This window comes from Sphingobium cupriresistens, from assembly GCF_004152865.1.
Taxonomy (GTDB): Bacteria; Pseudomonadota; Alphaproteobacteria; order Sphingomonadales; family Sphingomonadaceae; genus Sphingobium; species Sphingobium cupriresistens.
The window spans coordinates 1-19,387 of the sequence record NZ_SEOO01000029.1 but is presented as its reverse complement, the minus strand read 5'-3'; the positions used below and the strand labels follow the sequence as shown (position 1 = coordinate 19,387).

Here is a 19,387-nt window from a genome sequence, read left to right as displayed (position 1 = left end):
GGAGAGAAAGACATGAAGCGTTTCGTCGCCGCTGTCGCCCTTGTGCTCGCGGTTCCCGCCATCGCCCAGATGCCGACGCCGGTTCCCGCAGAAGCCCCCGCCGATCCGAACGCCATTCCGCTCTATCCGGACATGAAGGCATCCAAGGAATCGACCGAAAATTGGGTGCGTTTCGGGAAGGATCTGGCGGTGCGCAATGTCACCGTGCCGACCATCACGCCTGTCCTGCCCGATCCCGCCAAGGCGACCGGAGCTGCGGTGATCGTCGCGCCCGGCGGCGCCTTCATGCTGCTGGCGATGGATCATGAGGGCTGGAGCGTCGCGCGCTGGCTCGCCGATCACGGCATCGCCGCCTTCGTCCTGAAATATCGGCTGAACCAGACCCCCGCCGACATCGGCGAAGCGTCCGCCTATATGGGCAGGCGCATGGCGGAGTCGCTGCGCGATCCGACTGCCGCGCCGGGAATCACCGAACCGCGCGCAACTCTCGACGCTCTGGCGGCGATCAAGCTGGTGCGCGCCAATGCCGACAAATGGGGCGTCGATCCGCAGCGGGTTGGCATGATCGGCTTCTCCGCCGGCGCCATGACCACGCTCAACGCGGCGTTGGAAGGGAAGGGGAGCGATCGCCCGTCCTTCATCGGTTATGTTTACGGTCCGATGCTGGCCCGCGTCGTGCCGGCCGATGCGCCACCGATGTTCGCCGCCATCGCCAATGACGACAGCCTCTTCCCCAATCCCTCCTATGCCCTGATCGAAAGCTGGCGCCGCGCCCATGTGCCGGTCGAACTCCATGCCTATGAGCGTGGCGATCACGGCTTTGGCACGGGCAAGCCGGGCACGACGAGCATGGGCGTGCTGCCCCAGTTCCAGGCCTGGCTGGACATGCGCGGGCTGCTGAACGCGAAGGTCGCGCAATGAGCGCCGCGCCGGCCTTGCCGATCGCGCGGCAGGCCGGCATCGGCTTTGCGATCAACGCGACCCTCAGCCTGGCCTTCTTCCTCGGCATTTTCGGGATGGTTGCGCGCCCGCTCACCTGGGGCGCGCCCGACGCACTGGGCCTTGATTTCGTGCCGCAGAGCATTGCCGTTGCGCTGATGAGCGCGCTCGTCCCCTCACTGATCGCCCGCACGCGGCTGGGGCGGCGCGTGTCGACCCGCACGATCATCCTGCGCGCGTTCGGCTTTGCGATCGGCGGTGCGGTGCTAGGTGGCCTGCTCGCCTGGGCGACCGGCGCCGTCGCCCAGTCGCCTGTCGCATGGGGGCAGGCGCTGGCGATTAAGTTGCTTTACGGCGGATCGCTAGGCGCTCTCATAACCATTCTAGCCCTCAAGAGGATGACCCGGTGATCCGTTCGATGATGACTCTGGCGTTGGTGCTCGTCACGCCCGCTCTGGCTCAGGATGTGCGCATGGAAACGGTCCCGCCGCAGGGGCAGGAGGGCGCGATCGCGCTCTATCCCGATCAACCCGCGCCCAAGGCCGGCAGCGACGAACAATGGTCGAGCATGGAGGTTCAGATCGGGGCGAACAGCATCGACAATATCATGGTCCGCAATGTCGTGCGGCCGACCATCACGCCCTATCTGCCCGATCCTGCCAAAGCGACTGGCGCGGCGGTGCTCGTGGCGCCGGGCGGCGCTTTCCTGTCGTTGTCGATGACAGGGGAAGGGAGCGACGTCGCGCGCTGGCTGGCCGATCATGGCGTCGCAGCCTTCGTGCTGAAATATCGCCTCAACGAGACGCCGCGCGACGACAAGGCATTTCTGGGCGTCATGGGCGCGCGTTTCGGCGCGGCCGCGAAGGGCGAACCGAGCGCGAAGGTGAAGGAACCCCGCGCCACGCAGGATGCGCTTCAGGCCCTCGCCATCGTTCGCAGCCGCGCCGCAAGCTGGCATATCGATCCCGCGCGTATCGGCATGATCGGCTTTTCGGCCGGCGCGATGACGACGCTGAACGCCGCGTTGGAGGGCCGGTCTGAACAGCGCCCGGCCTTCATCGGCTATATTTATGGCCCGATGCTCGACATCGCGGTGCCCGCCGATGCGCCGCCCATGTTCAACGCCATCGCCATGGATGACGGTCTTTTCGCCAAGCAGGGCTTCGGCATAGTCGAAGCCTGGCGCAAGGCGAAGCGTCCGGTCGAACTCCATGCCTATGAACGGGGCGATCATGGCTTTGGCGGGGGGCGGCCGGGGACGACCACGGCGATGCTCTTGCCCGAATTTCTCGCCTGGATGGACATGCGCGGCCTGCTCGGCGCGCGCTGATTTTCTCAAGGATTGCTCATGATTCGTAAAAGCCTTCGCCCCGTCGCTCTGCTGGCCTGCGCCTCCTTCGCGGCGCCGCTCTGGGCTGACGAATTGGCGGAAGGATTTCGCAATCCGCCGCAGTCGGCCCGCCCGCGCGTCTGGTGGCACTGGATGAACGGCAATGTGACCAAGGACGGGATCGACAAGGATCTCGACTGGATGGCGCGCATGGGGATTGGCGGGGTCCAGAATTTCGACGCCAGCCTGATGACGCCGCAGATCGTGCCGGAACGGTTGATCTATATGACCGACGGCTGGAAGGATGCTTTTCGCCACGCCGTCCACACCGCCGATGCCAAGGGGCTGGAATTCGCCATTGCCGCGTCGCCGGGCTGGAGCGAGACGGGCGGTCCCTGGGTTAAGCCGCAGGACGCGATGAAGAAGCTGGTCTGGAGCGAGACGGACCTGCGTGGCGGCCAGCGGGTGAAAGGCGCGCTGCCCATGCCGCCCTCCATCACCGGCGCATTCCAGAGCGCGAAATTCAGCGATCCGCTCGCAGCTGGCGAGGGCGCGGCCGCGCTTCCTACCGTCTATGGCGACGCTCCTATTCTAGCCTATCCTATCAAGCTAATTGCCCTGCCGCGGCCGCGCATGACGCAAGCGGACGGAACGGCGCTCGCCCCTGCGCCGCTGCTCGACAATGATATGGAAACCGTGGCGCAGATCGCCAAGGGCGACGCCACCCATCCCGGCGCGGTGATCCTCGATTATGGCAAGCCGGTGACGATCCGGTCGGCCAGCCTGTTCGTGCCCCATGCCCGGCCGCCCTTCGGCGACCCGTTCTACCGCCCGACGCTGGAAGTGGAAACGGTGCAGGGCTGGCGGCCGGTCGGCCGTTTTTCGCTGACCGAAGTGTCGGCGACGATCGGCTTCGCGCCCGTCACCGCCCAGCGCTTCCGCCTCGTCCTTTCTCCAAACGACGCGCCCAAGTCGCCGGGGTTGGGCGACGGTGCCCCCGGCGCTGTCATGATGGACGTCTTCGGTCGTCCCGCCAGTCTGACGCTGGGCATAGGCGATTTGCGCCTCTCGGCCGAAGCCAAGATCGATCATTATGAGGCCAAGGCCGGTTATGCGATCGTCGCCGATTATAATGCGCTGAGCGACGCTCCCGCGCCTGACGCGCCTGCCATCGACCCCGCCAGGGTGATCGACCTGACCGACCGGCTGCGTCCTGATGGCACGCTCGATTGGACCGCACCCAAGGGGCGCGACTGGCGCATCATCCGCATGGGTTACTCGCTGACCGGCAAAATGAACCATCCCGCCACCCCCGAAGCCACGGGGCTGGAGGTCGACAAATATGACGCGGCGGCGGTGCGCCGCTATCTCGAAACCTATCTCGGCATGTATCGCGATACGGTTGGCGCGGAGTGGATCGGTAAGAAGGGCATAAGCGCGCTGCTGACCGACAGTATCGAGGTCGGCGCGTCGAACTGGACCCCGCGCATTGTGGAGGAGTTCCAAGCCCGGCGCGGTTATGACCCTACGCCTTTCCTGCCGACGCTGACCGGCGCGATCGTGGGATCGGCCGCGCGGAGCGACGCCTTCCTCCATGATTATCGCCAGACGCTGGCGGACCTGCTGGCCGACGCCCATTATGGCACAGTGGCCAAGGTCGCGCATGAAAATGGCCTGGCCGTCTATGGCGAAGCGCTGGAAAATGGTCGCCCTGTGCTGGGCGATGACTTGGCCATGCGGTCGCATACCGATGTGCCGATGGCGGCGATGTGGACCTTCAACCGCGGCGGCACGGCGCGTCCCACGCTGATCGGCGACATGAAGGGGGCGGCGTCGGTCGCTCATATCTATGGCCAGAATGTCGTGTCGGCGGAGTCCATGACATCGGCCTTCGCGCCTTGGGCGTTTGCGCCGTCGGACCTGAAGCGGGTCATTGACCTGGAATTTGCTTCGGGGGTCAACCGGCCGATCGTCCATACTTCGGTCCATCAGCCGGTCGATGACAAGGCACCGGGCCTCAGCCTCATGATTTTCGGCCAATATTTCAACCGGCATGAAAGCTGGGCGGAGATGGCCAGGCCATGGGTGGACTATATGGCGCGCACCGGTTACCTGCTTCAGCAGGGTCGCGATCAGGCCGATCTCGCCTATTTCTATGGCGAAGATACGCCGATCACGTCCTTGTTCGAACATGGCGTGCCGGCCGATCTGCCGATCCGCTATGCCTATGATTTCGTCAATGCCGACATCATCGCCAATCGCATGAGCGTGGCCAATGGCGATCTGGCGGCGGGCAACGCCCGTTATCGCGCCCTCTATCTGGGGGGCGCCAGCCGGGTGATGACGCTGGCGACCTTGCGAAGGATCGCCGCGCTGGTGGAGGGCGGCGCGACCGTGATCGGCATGGCGCCTGAACGCGCGCCGGGCCTGGCGGACGATGCCGTCGCGTTCAAGGCGCTCGTCACCCGCCTGTGGAGCGGCGCACCGATCGGCAAGGGGAGGGTGATCGCCAGCCGCGACGCTGAAGCCGCACTCGTCAGCATCGGCGTCGGCCCGGACTTCCGAATCGGGCAGGGCGCACAGGACGCCGATTATCGCTTCGTCCACCGCAAGCTGACGGATGGCGACCTCTACTTCGTCAATAACCGCACCGACAAGGCTGGCCGGATCGAGGCGCGCTTCCGTGCGACCGGCAGGCAGCCCGAAATCTGGCGTGCGATTGACGGCACGGCCGCGCCCCTTTCTTACCGCATCGAAGGGGGCGACACGGTGATCCCGCTCGACGTCGGCGCTGAGGATGCCTTCTTCATCCTGTTCCGCAAACCTGCTGCGGCGCTATCCGCCACCATCTCGGCCAAGCCGGCCCATTCCGTCGCGAGGTTGACCAACCCCTGGACCGTCCGCTTCCAACGCGGCCGTGGCGCGCCTGAAAGCATCGCCATGCCCACCCTCACTCCGCTGGAAAGCAACGTCGACAAGGGCGTGCGCTATTTCTCCGGCATCGCGACCTACGCTACGCGCTTTGCGTTGCCCAAGGGCGTGAAGTCCGGCGCGCCGCTGTGGATCGACCTGGGCAAGATCGGCGATCTGGCCGAGGTGCGCGTCAACGGCCAACTGGCCGGCACCACCTGGTTCGCGCCCTATCTGCTCGACATCGGCAAACTGGTGAAGCCGGGGGCTAACCAGTTGGAGGTCAAGGTCGCGAACCTGTGGGTCAATCGCCTGATCGGCGACCAGCAGCCCGGTGCGGAAAAAATCACTTTCACCGCCGCCCCGACTTACAAGCCCGACGCCCCGCTGCGGCCGTCCGGCCTGATCGGCCCGGTGCGGTTGCTGGCGGAATAAGTCCTAATGATCGAGCGTGTCGCCGTCCCGCAAGGATGGCGGGCGCTTTACCTTCTTGATCTGGCGCAGGCCCAGGAAAACCACCGCGATGATCGCGGGGATCACGGCCAGGTCGATCCAGCCGGGCAGATGCGCGCCCTGATGCTCGATCGCTTCCTTGATGTGATGCCAAAGACCCAGCGCATAATAGCTGATCGCCACGACCGACAGCCCCTCGACCGTATGCTGGAGGCGCAGTTGCAGTCCGGTACGCCGGTCCATCGACGCCAGCAGGTCGCGATTGCGGCGCGCCAGGGCGGTGTCGACCCGCGTGCGCAGCATCGCGCTGGTCCATGCGGTGCGCTGCGACAGATCCTCCAGCCGCCGACCGAAAGCGTCGCAGGTCCGCATCGCCGGCAGCAACCGCCGCTCGGTAAAATCGTCGAGCGAGCGATAGCCGCGCACCGGCGCGACATCCAGACGGCGGATCCGGTCGAAGCATAGTTCGGCATAGGCATGGGTTGCGCTCATGCGGTAACGGGTCCGCGCGACAATCTGCGCCAGTTCAGCGCTGAGTGATGACAGGTCTTCCAAAACAGCGTCGGCATCCGCCTGCGGTTCTGCGACACAGGCGGTCACATCGGTCAGGCGCTGCTCCAGCGTCGCAAGGATGGGGGTCGCCCGTTGCGCTTCGGGCAGGCCGAGCAAAGCGATCTTCCGATAATTACCCAACTCCTGCAATCGTTGCACCAGCAGCGATGCTTCTGCCCCTTCCAACCCGCGATCCTGGATCAGCAGGCGGCCAAAGCCATTGTCATGCAGGCGGAAATCGCCCCAGACGCGTGCCCGGCATTGGGCGACATCGGAGATGATGAGGTCGTCAGACGCGAAATAGGTGGCGATCGTCGCGTTGGATGGCTCATTCTTCGTCAAGGCGATCTGGGTCGATCGGATAACCTGGCCCGGCAGTCGGTCTATCCAGTGCGACACGGGCAGGAAGGGCGAAAGGTCGAACGGCTCGCCATAGCCGTCGGCGATGAAGCTGTAGGTGATGAACTCGCTGTGCCGTTCCCAGGAAAAGCCGAGCGCACCGACGCGGCACGCGAAGAAGCGGTCGCTGGCATCAGGGGAGGGGCCATCATCGGGCACGATGGCGCACAGCGCGGCGACGCTGTCGTGCGCTTCCTGCTCATTGACGATCATCATGAACTGCACGGCGCGCATGGGCGTATCGAGCCGCGGCATTTTGCGAATGTGCATTTCGCGCGAAAGCGAGGCGCGCAGGGCGTGGCTGCGCTGCACCAGGTTGGGAAAAGGGCCATCGCCCGCCTGCTTGGCTGTGTCCGTCATCGCCCCGTCCCCTTCGACCCATTTTGCGCCGTTTTAGTCGGACTATTGGGGCTTGGGCAATTGGCTTGATCCAAAGAATGAGGATTGGCCCATTCAGATGCGGCGGGCGATGGCGCCAGCCGCCCAACCCATGCCCACGGCCATAGCGATCGCGACCAGGCCATAGACGAAGGACCAATGTTCGGCCGCGCTGGCCATGAACTGTTCGAAGCCGGATTTGCGCACGGTGATGTCGCGCACCGCGGCGGCGACCACCCGCCCGTCCTGCACCAAGAAGGTTTCGGCGGTGTAATCGCCCACGATGACGCGCGCCGACAGCGGCAGGCGCGCGCGGTACAGGACGCCGTCCGTGATCTCGACGATGCCAGGCCGCTCCACGAACAGGCCGGACCGCGCCCGCAAATCGACCAAGCCGGATTGAAAGCGCGACAATTCCGCGCTTTCGTTGAGCGAGGAGGGCGAGAGTTGCAGCTTGTCGACGCCCAGTTCGTAGATGGCGGCGGTACGTTCATCGACGATCCGGCCGATGGGGCGCGACGATGCCATGGCGTAGAAGCTGGGGGCGGAGCGGAAACGCGCGGTGTCGGCATTGACCCAGATGCCGGCCACCTTCTGCTTTTCGCGCATGGTGATCGACTGTTCCGGTCCCTTGAGCACGACGACGATGTCGGCCGGCTTGTCGGGGCGTCGCCCGTCGGGATAGACGATCGCGCCGAACAGCAACAGGTCGGCGCCGGTGAAGCTGTACTGGATGACGACTTCGCGCTGCGACACGTCCGGCACCAGTTGCGGCTCGTCCGCCCCCATCAGCGCCAGCGCCGCGGGCAGGGCGAGCAAGGCGCGCCAGCGCGGCATCAGCGCACCTCGATCGTGTAGATTTCGTCGGGACGAAATCCCAGTCCCAGCGCCATCCGCGCCGCGACGAACAACACTATCGTGGCCAGCAGGATGCGCAGATATTCAGGTCGGATCGACATGGAAAGGCGGGTGCCGACCTGCGCGCCGACGACGCTGCCGATCAGCAGCAGCAGCGCCAGCACCAGGTCCACCGCCTTGGTCGTCATCGCGTGCATCATCGTCGTCGCCATGGTGACGAACAATATCTGGAACAGCGATGTGCCGACCACCGATTGAGTCGCCATGCCCAGCAAATAAAGCATGGCGGGCACCAGGATGAAACCGCCGCCCACGCCCAGCAACATCGTCAAGATGCCCGTCGCCATGCCCAGCAACAGGGGCGCCAGCGGCGAGATATATAGGCCGGAGCGATAGAAACGCCAGCGCATCGGCAGCGCGGCGACCAGCGGATGATGCCGCCGCTTGCGGGCGGGAGGGCGCTTGCCCGTTTTCAGCGCCACCAGCGCCTGGATCGATTCCTTGGCCATCAGCGCGCCGATGCCGCCCAGCATCAGCACATAGAGGATGCCGATGACCGTATCGATCTGCCCCAGATATTGGAGCAGGCGGAAGATGAAGACGCCCATGCCGGCCCCCATCACGCCGCCCGCGATCAGCACGCCGCCCATACGGAAATCGACGGTGCCGCGCGCCATATGGGTGAACACGCCCGAAACGCTGGCGCCCGTCACCTGCGAAGCGGCGGACGCGGCGGCGACCGTGGGTGGAATGCCGTAGAAGATCAGCAGCGGCGTCGTCAGAAATCCGCCGCCCACGCCGAACATGCCGGACAGCAGCCCGACGACACCGCCGAGGCCGATGATGACAAGCGCGTTCACCGATAGATTGGCTATGGGCAGGTAGAGATCCATGCCCGTTGGGGGTAACGCCAACCGGCATGGATATAAAGCGGCGATGGCGCCAGGCGACTAAAAATCGGCAGCGAGGGTGATGGCAAGGCCCGATCCAGGCCGGGCGTCTCCCGCGATCCGTTCACGCCATTCGATGGCGATCCGGGCGGCGACCTGTGGCAAGGGTAGGCGGAACTGCATTTCTGGGCCGATATCCAGCCTGCTGGCGCCCGGTTGCGCGCCGCCCGACAGGGCCACCCCGACGCGGAAGGGCGATTGCGCAAGTGGGGTGGAGAGCGAGAATTTGCCGTCGATGAAAGCATCTCCGCGGCTGAATCCGACGATGCCGGCTTGGCTATAGCCCTCCGCCAAGACGGCTGGCCCGATAGCCGCCGGGCCAAACCCGCCCGCCACCATTATAGCATTCGCGTTGCGTGCGCCGTCGCCCAACGCGATGCGCCGTTCGACCGCGACGCTGATCGGGATCGCGCGCATCGGCTGGATCGACAATCCGACCGCGCCTTCGGGCGCCGCGGGGCGCCCGAAGGCGCTGGTAAGGCGGCCATAGGCGGTGGTCCTGCTCGCGGTGCCAGGCGTCAGATCATAATCTACGCGAAGTCCCGCCTGCGAGCCGCCGAGTTGGCCAGTCGGCACGGTCCCGCTTGGCCGCGCGCTGCCGGGGCGCCACAGCAGCCATGCGGCGGCCCGCCATCGATCCGGCGTCGTCTGCTGGGCCATAAGCGGAGAGGGGATGGCCGTCGGCGCCTGAAAAAGATCCATATAGTCGGGATCGCTGGCATAATGGCGATTGGAGAACGCTACGCTGAAGGTAATGAAATCCATCAGATCGACCGGGATGGCGCCATTAGTGGATGGTCGTGGCGGCGGTGGCGCGCATTGTCTTATTTTCATCCGCGCGGCGATGTAGGGCGGAGGCTGGGCTGTAAGCCTTTCCCACCGTGGCAGGGTCGCCACGGCGCTGGATGCCAACAGGGCTTGTGGCAATAAGGGCGAGGGTTTGGAGGGAGTATCTGCATATGGCCGTTGCACGGGTGGCGTTACGGCTTCCTGGCCCACTAGGCGGATAGCCACCCAACCCAGCATCATGATGGCAGAGAAACGCAACGGGCGGCCGTTTGCGACACGGCTCATGGATCGGTCTTCAGGTCGGGGAAACAATGCTGCGTCTTGTCCCAGCTAAGTGGCTGGCCCAGCAACGATTTGCCATAAAGGAAGACCGCGCGCCGAGCCGCCAATATGGCGATATAGTTGGCGACGAAGGTGCGCGGGATCGCCATCAATCCCTGGCGCCAGCCATAGGCCCGGCCGACAAACAGGGCGCGCATGACCGCTCTCCACCCCATCAACCCCAGGTTGAACCATAGCAAGGCTGTGATGAGGGGCGGCAGCGGGGTCGTGGATAGTGGTGCAAGCGCGCCCAGAACGGCGATCAGGCCCCAGACGATCAGCGCCATATAGGCGGCGAAGAGCACAAGCGCCGCCATGGTGGCGCGCCGGTCGCGGATGCGCATCCACCATTCGGCAACACCGCCATGCCAGCCCATGCGGTCCCAACCGGCCAAGGATATGCCCACTATCCAGCGCGCCTTTTGCCGGACGGCGGCGTGAATGCTGTCCGGGAAATATTCGCGGGTCGCGACCAGCGCCCCGGTACGGTCGCGCATACGCACGAACACGCCGCGCCCGCCCATATTGGCGATCCGCAGGCCCGCTTCATAATCCTCCGTCAGCGATGACGGATCGAAAGGTCCCCCATGAGCGGTGTCGAACAGGCGGCCGAGAATCGCCCGTTCGAAGGCGCACGCCACCCCCGCTGATGGGATCGACGCGCCCAATGCTTCGCGTACTGTCAGAGCTTTCCCATGGTTTTCCGCAAATTCATCGCCATAATGATTGGCGATCGCGCGCGCGAACCACGTCCCTCGACCGGGCAGGGGCAGCACGGGCAACTGGACTAGGGCGAAGCGATCGATCATGAAGTCGAACAGTCGGATCTCGTCGGCATGAACCACATCTTCGGCATCGTGCAGCACGACCGCCTTGAAAGCTTTGCCGATGCGCGCTTCTTCCGCCAGCATCGCCTGCCACAGGACATTAAGGCAGTCCGCCTTGGTGCTCGGACCTGGCCTGGGGTTGATTCCTACGATGATGCGCGGTTCCCCGGCGGCGATAGGCGCGACTATCTCGATTGTTTCGGGGTCATTGGAATAGAGGCCGACGAAAATCCGATAATTGTCGTTCGGCCAGCACGCCAGCGCATGGCGTAGCATCGGCCCGATTACATCCGATTCCCGCCAGGCGGGAATGAATATGGCGATGCAACCCGGCCGGAATGAAGCGGGCAAGGTTGCCGTAGTCATACGCGGATGGCGCGCATAAATGGCGACATTGCGCCAACACCGACGGGCTATGAAGAGGAGGTCGACCAGGAAATCGTCCAGCCCGCCGATCGCCAGTCCGACGACAGCAAAAAGCAGGACTTCGTGGTGCAGGGCCACAAGGCCTGCGGCCAACATGTCTCCCAAGACTTGACCCCCAATCCCCCTAGGCGAGAGAGGATGCCATTTGCGTCACATCGTTCCAAGTCTTTTGCATTTTTTCGCACAAGTCCTTCGAAATGTTGACGCAGCAGCACAGTTGTACCTTCGCAGACATCGGCAAGGGAATAGATCGGCATGGATCGTCCGTCACGATCCGCCTCGCGCGTTTTCTGACGGACGATCTTGTCGCCTTCGAATATGCGGTTTTGCGCTGGAGAGCGCCCGGTCGCCTTGGCGGCGCGATAAGCGGGGTCGCCAATGGGTAGTCTCAGTGCTAGTTTGCAGGCGTTGATTTTGCGAGTCTTAGGCAGTCTTGGCCAATCGACCAATCTCTTCTAACTTTTACGGGAGGAGGGTGAATATGGAGATGGACGTCAATTACCTGCTGCACCGGCAGCAGATGTCGCTGATACGCGCACAATCCAGCCGATCGGACAAAGGGCGAGACGCTTATCAAAGCCTTGCCCGAAGCTATACGGACCGGATTGACGCCTATCGTCGGGAAAATGAACGGTTGATCATTCGCGCGCATTGATCCGACCGGGTCAATGCCGCTGGATCAGCCTATCGAACGACAAAAGATGGTTTTAACCCAGCGGCGCCTTGCCGTCAGCTGCGACTCTCCCTTTGTCCGCCTGTGCCGCCCCTCTCTCCCGAATCACAGTTGCGCGCTGGGCTGGAAGAGGCAGGGCTCTCCTCACAAATGGCGTAATGCATGGCGGAACGGATGACGGGATGAATGAGCCTGACCCAGTTGCAAAAGCCCCGGTCGCTCGCGTCGCTCCGCAAGTCTCACAGCGGTAAAATCTCTGTCGATCAACTGTTGCGCAACGTGGGGGCGTTACAGGATCCTGAGATTTTGGGGGTTGCCAGCCCAGTGTTGCCTGCCAGCGCATTTTAACCGTATCGGCCTTAAGAGGGATGATTGGCTCTGCGCGCTTTGCAATTTTGCAAAGTCGTTTTGCGAAATTTTCTAGCGCCTCGTCTGGGGCTGTGCTTAGCCGCTGACATCAGATTTCAGCGAAAAGGGCAGCCCTTATGAATATTCATGAATATCAAGCGAAGGAACTCCTCGCGAAATATGGCGCGCCGATCGCTGCCGGTTATGCCGCTTTCTCGGTCGAGGAAGCGGTCGAAGCCGCCAAGAAGCTGCCCGGACCGCTTTATGTCGTGAAGTCGCAGATCCACGCCGGTGGCCGTGGCAAGGGCAAGTTCAAGGAACTGGCCCCGGAAGCGAAGGGCGGCGTGCGCCTCGCCTTCAACCTGGACGAAGTGAAGGCGCATTCGACCGACATGCTGGGCAACACGCTGGTCACGATCCAGACCGGCGATGCGGGCAAGCAGGTCAACCGCCTCTACATCACCGACGGCGCCGACATCGCCAAGGAATTCTATCTGGCCCTTCTGGTCGATCGCGGCAGCAGCAAGATTGCGTTCGTCGTGTCCACCGAAGGCGGCATGGACATCGAGGAAGTCGCCCACTCGACGCCTGAAAAAATCCACAGCTTCTCGGTCGATCCCGCAACTGGCTTCCAGGCCCATCATGGCCGGTCGATCGCCGCCGCACTGGGCCTGACCGGCGACCTCGCCAAGCAGGCGGCCAAGGTTGCTTCGTCGCTTTACGCCGCTTTTGAGGACACCGATGCGGAGCAGATCGAAATCAATCCGCTCGCGCTGACCGAGCAGGGCAATCTGCTGGTGTTGGACGCCAAGGTCGCTTTCGACGGCAATGCCATGTTCCGTCACAAGGACATCGCCGAACTGCGCGACCTGACCGAGGAAGATGCGGCCGAAGTCGAAGCATCCAAGTATGACCTCGCCTACATCAAGCTGGACGGTAACATCGGCTGCATGGTCAACGGCGCGGGCCTGGCCATGGCGACGATGGACATCATCAAGCTGAACGGCGAATTCCCCGCCAACTTCCTGGATGTAGGCGGCGGCGCCACGACCGAGAAGGTGACCGCGGCCTTTAAGATCATCCTGAAGGACCCGGCTGTGAAGGGCATTCTGGTCAATATCTTCGGCGGCATCATGAAGTGCGACATCATCGCCGACGGCATCGTCGCGGCGGCGAAGGAAGTGAATCTGTCGGTCCCGCTGGTTGTGCGCCTGGAAGGCACCAACGTCCAGCAGGGCAAGGACATATTGGCCGCGTCGGGCCTGGCGATCGTCCCTGCGGACGACCTGGGGGATGCGGCCAAGAAGATCGTGGCGGAAGTGAGGAAAGCAGCCTGAGGCACGACCCCACCTAACAAGATACGCCATGGGGCGTGGGTGGTCCGGGAACGGGCCGCCCACGTCCTTGTCCGCGTTGGCGGGCGATGGCGTGAAACCGGAGGATGTTGAAAATGAAGATCCTTGTGCCCGTGAAGCGGGTCATTGACTATAATGTGAAGCCGCGTGTGAAGGCGGACGGAACGGGCGTCGATCTGGCGAACGTCAAGATGAGCATGAACCCGTTCGACGAGATCGCGATCGAGGAAGCCATTCGGCTGAAGGAAAAGGGCGTGGCGACCGAAGTGATCGCGGTGTCGATCGGCGTCGCCAAGGCGCAGGAAACGCTGCGGACCTCGCTGGCCATGGGTGCGGATCGGGCGATCCTGATCCAGACCGACGATGAGGTCGAACCGCTGGGCGTGGCCAAGCTGCTCGCCAAGGTGCAGGAAGAGGAAGGCGCTGGCCTCATCATCCTGGGCAAGCAGGCGATCGACGACGACAGCAACCAGACCGGCCAGATGCTGGCCGCCCTGCTGGGCCTGCCCCAGGGCACGTTCGCGTCGAAGGTCGAAGTTGCCGATGGCAGCGTTTCGGTCACCCGCGAAGTCGATGGCGGGCTGGAGACGGTGAAGCTGTCGACGCCGGCGATCATCACCACCGACCTGCGCCTTAACGAGCCGCGCTATGCGTCGCTGCCCAACATCATGAAGGCCAAGTCCAAGCCCCTGGCGCAGAAGACCCCCGCCGATTACGGCGTGGACATCAGCGCCCGGCTGGAAACGCTCAAGGTGGTCGAACCGCCCAAGCGCACCGCCGGCGTCAAGGTCGCCGATGTCGATGAACTGGTCGCAAAGCTGAAAGCTCTGGGAGTCGCCGCATGAGCAAGACACTTGTTTGGGTTGAACATGAGGGCGGCGCCGTCAAGGACGCGACCCTTTCCGCCATCACCGCCGCCGTCAAGCTGGGCGAAGTGCATTTGCTGGTCGCCGGCCAAGGCGTCGATGGCGTCGCCGCCGCCGCCGCGAAGATTGCGGGCGTGGGCAAGGTCCATGTCGCCGATGATGCTGCTTTCGCTCATGCGCTGGCGGAGAATGTGGCGCCGCTGATCGTCGAACTGATGGGCCATCACGACGCCTTCGTCGCGCCGGCCACCAGCAACGGCAAGAATATCGCGCCGCGCGTCGCCGCGCTGCTCGATGTCATGCAGATCAGCGATATCCTGTCGGTCGAGAGCGAAGACACGTTTACCCGCCCGATCTATGCCGGTAATGCTATTGCCACCGTCAAGAGCAAGGACGCCAAAAAGGTCATCACCGTTCGCGGCACGGCTTTCGAAAAGGCGGAGCGTGACGGCGGCAGCGGCACGGTGGAAGCGGTCGCTTCGACCGGGGACAAGGGACTGTCGTCCTTCGTCGGCGCCGAGATCGCCAAGCTGGAACGTCCCGAACTGACCAGCGCCAAGATCATCGTGTCGGGTGGTCGTGCGCTCAAGGATGGGCCGACATTTGAAGAGGTGATCTTCCCGCTCGCCGACAAGTTGGGCGCTGCGGTCGGTGCGAGCCGCGCGGCGGTCGATGCGGGCTATGTCCCCAACGACTATCAGGTCGGCCAGACCGGCAAGATCGTCGCGCCGGAAGTCTATGTCGCCGTCGGCATTTCGGGTGCGATCCAGCATCTGGCCGGCATGAAGGACAGCAAGACCATCATCGCCATCAACAAGGATGAGGATGCGCCGATCTTCCAAGTCGCCGATATCGGTCTGGTGGGTGATCTGTTCAAGGTCGTACCGGAGCTTACCGGCAAGCTGTAAGCCAGCGTGACGATGTAGGAAAGGGCGCGGGGTAATATCCGCGCCCTTTTTCATGTCATTCGCAGTTGATGTCGTTCTTGTCGATGGCCCGGCCAGCCAGAGCACCGCCTGCGCCGCCAAGGATCGTGCCCAGCGTTTTTGATCCGCCGGGCGCAATGACATTGCCCAGCACGCCGCCGGCAATGGCGCCGACAATGGTGCCGGTGGTGCCGTCGTCGCGCTTGCAATAATAGCGGCCATCGCGGTCGCGGTAAATCTGGTCGTTGTCGCGGATCGGACGACGGTTGTGGCGCGGCGGGCCGCGGCGGTCGCCAGGACGGTCATAGCCGTAACCGCCGCCATAATTGTCCGACGTACAGGCGCCCAATGGCAGCATGGCCAGCATGGCGGCGGCGAGGATGGGTTTCTTCATGGCGTCTCTCCTTATTACCCTTATGCCCTCAACAACCCGGCGCAGCAGCCATGGTTGCGTGGCGGTGACGAGTGCGGTCAAAAGAAAACCGCCCGCTGCGACCGCGAGAGGGGGAGCGGTGGCGAGCGGGCGGTGACCGGCGGCGAGCGGGGGGGACTGGGCCGCCGGATGGGAAGGGGGTTAGTTGGGCAGCGGACGGTTGATCGCGCCGGTCGAGGTGACCAGCGGGGCGCTGACCGCGGTGTCTGTCGTCGCGCTCTGGTCGGCCAGGCTCGTCTTGGCGTCGTTGTAGCGGGTGACCAGGTCGTTCTTGAATTCGGTCAGCTTGCCTTCGTCGTAGAGTTTCTTGCCGACATAGCCGGCGATAGCGCCGAAGATCAGGGTGCGGATCATGTTATGCTCCATGGTTGCGGGTTCGGGGAGATAACCGGCGGCGGGGCGGCGGGTTCCAAGCCGCATTGCCTGGACGGTCGCTTTTGCTAGGCTTGCGACGGACGGTGCGTCGGGAGAGCCGAATGTCGGGATTCGATCTGGTGTTCGCGGCCTTCGGGCTGTTGCTGGGGCTGGCGATCAGCGAGGTGCTGGGCGGCTTTTCCAGGGCGCTCAAGCTCAAGCGGGGCGCCAAGGCGGTGCGGATCGGCTGGCTGACGCCGCTGCTGGGGCTGTTCGTGCTGCTCGACCTGACCAGTTTCTGGCTGACGGCCTATGAGGCGCGGGCGCAGATGGACGCCAATTATCTGACATTGACCGCGGTGCTGGCGCTGGTCGGGGTCTATTATCTGGCCGCGACGCTGATTTTCCCCGACGAGCCGGAAGACTGGCCCGATTTCGACCAGTGGTACGACCGCCACAAAAGGCTGGTGATCGGCGGCGTGCTGTGCGCCAATATCGGCAACATCGTCGGCCAGGTGGCGCTGGAAATCTATCGGCCATCGACCGGGCCGGCCCTGAGCGCAGATGCCGACTATTGGATGTCGCTGGCTCTGCTGGGGCTGTTCGGGGCGCTGATCGCCCTGCTGTTCGTGCGCCATCGCTGGGTCAACGGGGCGCTGCTGGTCGCGCTGATCGCGATTCTGCTGGTCGGCTCGGTCTATATGGACCAGCAGCCATAGTAGAAAGGCGGGCGCCGGAGCGCCCGCCATCCGGATTATTCGGCGTGCTGCAGGTTCACAGCGGCCATCTTGCCACGACGGTCCTGCTCCAGATCGTAGGAGACGCGGTCCTTTTCGCGCAGCGTGGCCAGGCCAGCGCGCTCGACGGCGGTGATGTGGACGAACGCGTCCGGGCTGCCGTCATCGGGAGCGATGAAGCCATAGCCCTTGTCGGCGTTGAAGAATTTGACGGTTCCGACGATGCTCATGGTAGTTCCTTCTTTCGTGCGGCGCGGCCCGTGTGGTCGCACCGGATCGCTAAAGGGGCAGGGAAAGAAGGAAACAGGTGCCGCAAAGCGCCGAGAACCGTCGATTTGCGACTGTAGCTGCCTTCTCTTAGGGCATGGGCGGGCAAATAGCAAATCGGGGTGGGTTGGGCGCGGAGCCATCACCCGACCCTCGTTCGTTTCGAGCGCAGTCGAGAAATGTCGGCGGCGCTGGCGAGTGGTTTGACGCGGGCGTGGCGCTACCGCCTCTCGTTTACGCTCGAAGCGAACGGGCGGGCGGGGGCGGCATCGGCCACGAGCGGGGTGGTTGAGGCGGCGGCGGCGATGCCCATCATCCCATCATCCCGCCCCAGCCATTGCGTCCGCGCACCCCGCGTCCTGCGCCAGGACGAAGCCGAAGAAATCGTCGCGGGCGAGGGCGGCAGCCTGTTCATAGGGGCGGCGTTCGGCGGCCTGCTGGGCGGCGAGCGCGTCTTCCTCCGCCTCCGTCAGGTCGCGCTCATAATCGTCGACGTCGTAGATCGTGTCGCTGGCGTCGCCGTCGAAACCGGGCGGCGGCGGGAAATCGGTGCGCCAGCGGTCCAGCCGGTCGTCCCACCAGATGCCGCGCAGCCGATCGGCGGCTTCGTCCGGCGGGAGATCGGCGAGATTTGGGGGCGGCGGGTCGCGAAGTTCACACCGTTCATCATCAACGGAAAAGTGCGGATTTTGCGGTTTGTGCAGCGCCATGCGCGCGGCGACGAACAGGGCGGCCGACGCGCCGGGGGACAATTTGCTTGAGAGGACGGTGTCGGTATCGACCGGGGCGGGCGTGTCGGGCATGGAGCCGTCATAGAGGGTGGCGTCCTCCATCAGGCGCGCGGCCGGCTCCGCGCCGGTGCGGGGCAGGCCGAGGCGGTCGGCTTCGGCCTGGGCGTCGGCTTCCGGGCAAAGCATGTCGAGGTAGGCCGTGAAATCCTGCGCGACGACGCGGGCTAGCGCGGCGTCGGACCCTTCGACCGGGCAATCGGCCATGCGATCGAGCCGGGCGAGCATCGACATGGCGAGCCGGTTGTCGTGGCGGTGGCGGGTGATTTCATAATTGTCGGGATCGCGGCGGATGGTTTCCTCCGTCCCCATGATGGCGCGGGCGAGCAAGGTGTCGGCCAGCCGCGCGCGAGCGATCAGGATCGCCGCGTCCCAGCCCAGGCGAAAGGCCGCGCCGTCGCGGCGGATGCGCAGCGTATAGGCGGAGCGGGTGGTGATGAACACGGCTTCGCAGGCGAGGCGGATGACGCCGGTCGCGGCGAGGACTTCGAGAAAACGGCGCTGGCGCGCGGGGCTCCAGCCATCGACGCGGCTTTGCGGCGCGGGGGTAGGGGTGGGGAGGATGGGGTCGTGATAGGACATGGGTCGCGTGCCTCCGGCTGAGGGGATTGCCGGGAGGATGGACAGAAAAGGGGCATGTAGGACAGCGAAATAGGATTATTAGGGATATTGTTGGCGGGTGTGCCTGATAGCGAGGATGTCTATGCTATCAATGTCGATACGATAGACGATCAGATAATTGGGAGTCACCAATGCTTCGCGGGTGCCGGGAACGCGACCGGAGCGGTGCATGTAGGGGTGATATGGTAATTGGGCGGCGGTATCGCGTATGGCTCGGCCGATCCGTTCTGCTGCGGACGGATTTTGCACTTCGATGAAATCGATGATGGATTCAAGATCGTCCAGCGCTTCCTCAAGCCAGACAAGCGGCAGCATCAGGCTTTTTTGCGCCGATCAATGATGGCCTGCATCCGCGCCATCACTTCGTCATGGGGAATGCGACGGCTGTCCGATGCCATGCGGGCTTCGACCGTGGTACGGAACCAAGCGTCATAGGCTTCCGCTTCCTCGGTGGTCGCAAATTCGGACTCGATGGGGGTGAGTTTAACCATGGAGCGTAGGATATCAGGGATAGGATATTCACGCAATTCGGTGGGGGCAAGGCTATGGAGATTATGAGCCAAATAGATCAGTTTCTGTAGTCGTATGTAGTGTTGCGTCAAAAGCTCAATGGGTTACATTCACATAATGATTTTCGCATGGCTAAAGAGAATTCTCAAAATGGAAATGGCACCGCAGGCTATTGACGCCGGCAATCCATCAATGACAGTCGATAGCATTCAATTTTCAGATGATTCAATAGTTTATATTGGCGAAAATGGTTAGCGTCCGCGCTCGTGGTGTAATTTCCGGTGTAGATTGAGGCGATCGCATGGGTGGGGCATGCCCCACCCATGCGAATTCGATCTCGGTGGCCACCGGGCTCATCGGTAAGGTGGAGTTACCAC

Annotated in this window: 21 protein-coding genes; 10 read left to right on the top strand and 11 right to left on the bottom strand. The window is 63.7% G+C overall.

Annotated features, from left to right (window positions below; genetic code table 11):
• Positions 1-12 precede the first annotated feature (12 nt).
• Genes EWH12_RS15990 through EWH12_RS15975 form a run of 4 tightly spaced genes read left to right on the top strand, consistent with a single transcriptional unit; the run spans position 13 to position 5,614 of the window.
• A complete protein-coding gene (locus tag EWH12_RS15990) occupies positions 13-921 on the top strand; it encodes an alpha/beta hydrolase (protein ID WP_129927200.1) in 909 nt (302 codons plus the stop codon).
• On the top strand, positions 918-1,349 hold the full coding sequence (locus tag EWH12_RS15985) for a hypothetical protein (RefSeq protein ID WP_066603941.1): 432 nt from the start codon (positions 918-920) through the stop codon (positions 1,347-1,349). The genes EWH12_RS15990 and EWH12_RS15985 overlap by 4 nt, the downstream gene beginning before the upstream one ends.
• A complete protein-coding gene (locus tag EWH12_RS15980; RefSeq protein ID WP_207212421.1) occupies positions 1,349-2,269 on the top strand; it encodes an alpha/beta hydrolase in 921 nt (306 codons plus the stop codon). Before EWH12_RS15985 ends, EWH12_RS15980 begins: the two co-directional genes overlap by 1 nt.
• Before the next feature lie 18 nt (positions 2,270-2,287).
• Positions 2,288-5,614: a glycosyl hydrolase gene (locus tag EWH12_RS15975; RefSeq protein ID WP_129927199.1), complete on the top strand. Its 3,327-nt coding sequence runs from the start codon at positions 2,288-2,290 to the stop codon at positions 5,612-5,614.
• Positions 5,615-5,617: 3 nt separating this feature from the next.
• Here the strand turns inward: EWH12_RS15975 and EWH12_RS15970 are convergent, their stop codons facing one another.
• From EWH12_RS15970 to EWH12_RS15950, 5 genes are all read right to left on the bottom strand, one after another.
• Complete coding sequence (locus EWH12_RS15970; RefSeq protein ID WP_129927198.1) at positions 5,618-6,943, bottom strand: DUF3422 domain-containing protein; 1,326 nt, start codon at positions 6,941-6,943, stop codon at positions 5,618-5,620.
• 93 nt (positions 6,944-7,036) lie between these two features.
• Positions 7,037-7,798, bottom strand: coding sequence for a TIGR02186 family protein (locus tag EWH12_RS15965; RefSeq protein WP_242496089.1), 762 nt, complete (start codon positions 7,796-7,798; stop codon positions 7,037-7,039).
• Positions 7,798-8,712, bottom strand: coding sequence for a sulfite exporter TauE/SafE family protein (locus EWH12_RS15960; protein ID WP_066603935.1), 915 nt, complete (start codon positions 8,710-8,712; stop codon positions 7,798-7,800). The genes EWH12_RS15965 and EWH12_RS15960 overlap by 1 nt, the downstream gene beginning before the upstream one ends.
• A 57-nt stretch (positions 8,713-8,769) precedes the next feature.
• Positions 8,770-9,534 (bottom strand): hypothetical protein, encoded by a 765-nt coding sequence (locus EWH12_RS15955; protein WP_242496088.1) that lies wholly within the window; start codon positions 9,532-9,534, stop codon positions 8,770-8,772.
• Positions 9,535-9,839: 305 nt separating this feature from the next.
• Positions 9,840-11,228 carry a glycosyl transferase family protein gene (locus EWH12_RS15950; protein WP_129927196.1) on the bottom strand — a complete coding sequence of 463 codons (1,389 nt, stop codon included), beginning with the start codon at positions 11,226-11,228 and terminating at the stop codon, positions 9,840-9,842.
• Positions 11,229-11,613: 385 nt separating this feature from the next.
• Here EWH12_RS15950 and EWH12_RS15945 point away from each other — a divergent pair, with 385 nt between their 5' ends.
• The 5 genes from EWH12_RS15945 (at position 11,614) to EWH12_RS15930 (ending at position 15,282) form a co-directional block, all read left to right on the top strand.
• A complete protein-coding gene (locus EWH12_RS15945; RefSeq protein ID WP_165363643.1) occupies positions 11,614-11,787 on the top strand; it encodes a hypothetical protein in 174 nt (57 codons plus the stop codon).
• Between the two features lie 204 nt (positions 11,788-11,991).
• Positions 11,992-12,153, top strand: coding sequence for a hypothetical protein (locus EWH12_RS22280; RefSeq protein WP_165363642.1), 162 nt, complete (start codon positions 11,992-11,994; stop codon positions 12,151-12,153).
• Between the two features lie 137 nt (positions 12,154-12,290).
• Positions 12,291-13,490, top strand: a complete 1,200-nt coding sequence (sucC, locus tag EWH12_RS15940; protein ID WP_066603925.1) for an ADP-forming succinate--CoA ligase subunit beta — start codon at positions 12,291-12,293, stop codon at positions 13,488-13,490.
• Positions 13,491-13,603: 113 nt separating this feature from the next.
• Positions 13,604-14,353, top strand: coding sequence for an electron transfer flavoprotein subunit beta/FixA family protein (locus EWH12_RS15935; RefSeq protein WP_066605528.1), 750 nt, complete (start codon positions 13,604-13,606; stop codon positions 14,351-14,353).
• Positions 14,350-15,282, top strand: a complete 933-nt coding sequence (locus EWH12_RS15930; RefSeq protein ID WP_129927195.1) for an electron transfer flavoprotein subunit alpha/FixB family protein — start codon at positions 14,350-14,352, stop codon at positions 15,280-15,282. Before EWH12_RS15935 ends, EWH12_RS15930 begins: the two co-directional genes overlap by 4 nt.
• Before the next feature lie 55 nt (positions 15,283-15,337).
• Here EWH12_RS15930 and EWH12_RS15925 read toward each other — a convergent pair whose 3' ends face one another.
• Positions 15,338-15,694 carry a glycine zipper 2TM domain-containing protein gene (locus tag EWH12_RS15925; RefSeq protein ID WP_066603921.1) on the bottom strand — a complete coding sequence of 119 codons (357 nt, stop codon included), beginning with the start codon at positions 15,692-15,694 and terminating at the stop codon, positions 15,338-15,340.
• A gap of 180 nt (positions 15,695-15,874) precedes the next feature.
• Entirely contained in the window at positions 15,875-16,087 is a 213-nt protein-coding gene (locus EWH12_RS15920; protein WP_129927194.1) for a hypothetical protein, read from the bottom strand.
• A gap of 122 nt (positions 16,088-16,209) precedes the next feature.
• Here EWH12_RS15920 and EWH12_RS15915 point away from each other — a divergent pair, with 122 nt between their 5' ends.
• Positions 16,210-16,806 (top strand): hypothetical protein, encoded by a 597-nt coding sequence (locus tag EWH12_RS15915; RefSeq protein WP_129927193.1) that lies wholly within the window; start codon positions 16,210-16,212, stop codon positions 16,804-16,806.
• A gap of 35 nt (positions 16,807-16,841) precedes the next feature.
• Here the strand turns inward: EWH12_RS15915 and EWH12_RS15910 are convergent, their stop codons facing one another.
• The 4 genes from EWH12_RS15910 to relB all read right to left on the bottom strand — a co-directional run bounded on the left by EWH12_RS15910 (position 16,842) and on the right by relB (position 18,991).
• Positions 16,842-17,054 (bottom strand): cold-shock protein, encoded by a 213-nt coding sequence (locus EWH12_RS15910; RefSeq protein WP_066603914.1) that lies wholly within the window; start codon positions 17,052-17,054, stop codon positions 16,842-16,844.
• A gap of 357 nt (positions 17,055-17,411) precedes the next feature.
• On the bottom strand, positions 17,412-18,461 hold the full coding sequence (locus EWH12_RS15905; protein WP_129927192.1) for a hypothetical protein: 1,050 nt from the start codon (positions 18,459-18,461) through the stop codon (positions 17,412-17,414).
• A 78-nt stretch (positions 18,462-18,539) separates the two neighbouring features.
• Positions 18,540-18,815: a type II toxin-antitoxin system RelE/ParE family toxin gene (locus EWH12_RS15900; RefSeq protein ID WP_207212420.1), complete on the bottom strand. Its 276-nt coding sequence runs from the start codon at positions 18,813-18,815 to the stop codon at positions 18,540-18,542.
• Positions 18,815-18,991: a type II toxin-antitoxin system RelB family antitoxin gene (gene relB, locus EWH12_RS15895; protein ID WP_129927190.1), complete on the bottom strand. Its 177-nt coding sequence runs from the start codon at positions 18,989-18,991 to the stop codon at positions 18,815-18,817. The genes EWH12_RS15900 and relB overlap by 1 nt, the downstream gene beginning before the upstream one ends.
• Between the last annotated feature and the right edge of the window lie 396 nt (positions 18,992-19,387).

Excerpts from the sequence above, each read along its gene's own strand:
- EWH12_RS15925 (WP_066603921.1), bottom strand. The coding sequence starts at position 15,694 with ATGAAGAAACCCATCCTCGCCGCCGCCATGCTGGCCATGCTGCCATTG.
- relB (WP_129927190.1), bottom strand. The coding sequence starts at position 18,991 with ATGGTTAAACTCACCCCCATCGAGTCCGAATTTGCGACCACCGAGGAA.
- EWH12_RS15935 (WP_066605528.1), top strand. The coding sequence starts at position 13,604 with ATGAAGATCCTTGTGCCCGTGAAGCGGGTCATTGACTATAATGTGAAG.
- EWH12_RS15970 (WP_129927198.1), bottom strand. The coding sequence starts at position 6,943 with ATGACGGACACAGCCAAGCAGGCGGGCGATGGCCCTTTTCCCAACCTG.
- EWH12_RS15985 (WP_066603941.1), top strand. The coding sequence starts at position 918 with ATGAGCGCCGCGCCGGCCTTGCCGATCGCGCGGCAGGCCGGCATCGGC.
- EWH12_RS15930 (WP_129927195.1), top strand. The coding sequence starts at position 14,350 with ATGAGCAAGACACTTGTTTGGGTTGAACATGAGGGCGGCGCCGTCAAG.
- sucC (WP_066603925.1), top strand. The coding sequence starts at position 12,291 with ATGAATATTCATGAATATCAAGCGAAGGAACTCCTCGCGAAATATGGC.
- EWH12_RS15920 (WP_129927194.1), bottom strand. The coding sequence starts at position 16,087 with ATGATCCGCACCCTGATCTTCGGCGCTATCGCCGGCTATGTCGGCAAG.
- EWH12_RS15910 (WP_066603914.1), bottom strand. The coding sequence starts at position 17,054 with ATGAGCATCGTCGGAACCGTCAAATTCTTCAACGCCGACAAGGGCTAT.
- EWH12_RS15975 (WP_129927199.1), top strand. The coding sequence starts at position 2,288 with ATGATTCGTAAAAGCCTTCGCCCCGTCGCTCTGCTGGCCTGCGCCTCC.
- EWH12_RS15990 (WP_129927200.1), top strand. The coding sequence starts at position 13 with ATGAAGCGTTTCGTCGCCGCTGTCGCCCTTGTGCTCGCGGTTCCCGCC.
- EWH12_RS15955 (WP_242496088.1), bottom strand. The coding sequence starts at position 9,534 with ATGGATTTCATTACCTTCAGCGTAGCGTTCTCCAATCGCCATTATGCC.
- EWH12_RS15950 (WP_129927196.1), bottom strand. The coding sequence starts at position 11,228 with ATGTTGGCCGCAGGCCTTGTGGCCCTGCACCACGAAGTCCTGCTTTTT.
- EWH12_RS15965 (WP_242496089.1), bottom strand. The coding sequence starts at position 7,798 with ATGCCGCGCTGGCGCGCCTTGCTCGCCCTGCCCGCGGCGCTGGCGCTG.
- EWH12_RS15960 (WP_066603935.1), bottom strand. The coding sequence starts at position 8,712 with ATGGATCTCTACCTGCCCATAGCCAATCTATCGGTGAACGCGCTTGTC.
- EWH12_RS15945 (WP_165363643.1), top strand. The coding sequence starts at position 11,614 with ATGGAGATGGACGTCAATTACCTGCTGCACCGGCAGCAGATGTCGCTG.
- EWH12_RS15915 (WP_129927193.1), top strand. The coding sequence starts at position 16,210 with ATGTCGGGATTCGATCTGGTGTTCGCGGCCTTCGGGCTGTTGCTGGGG.
- EWH12_RS15900 (WP_207212420.1), bottom strand. The coding sequence starts at position 18,815 with ATGCTGCCGCTTGTCTGGCTTGAGGAAGCGCTGGACGATCTTGAATCC.
- EWH12_RS22280 (WP_165363642.1), top strand. The coding sequence starts at position 11,992 with ATGAGCCTGACCCAGTTGCAAAAGCCCCGGTCGCTCGCGTCGCTCCGC.
- EWH12_RS15905 (WP_129927192.1), bottom strand. The coding sequence starts at position 18,461 with ATGTCCTATCACGACCCCATCCTCCCCACCCCTACCCCCGCGCCGCAA.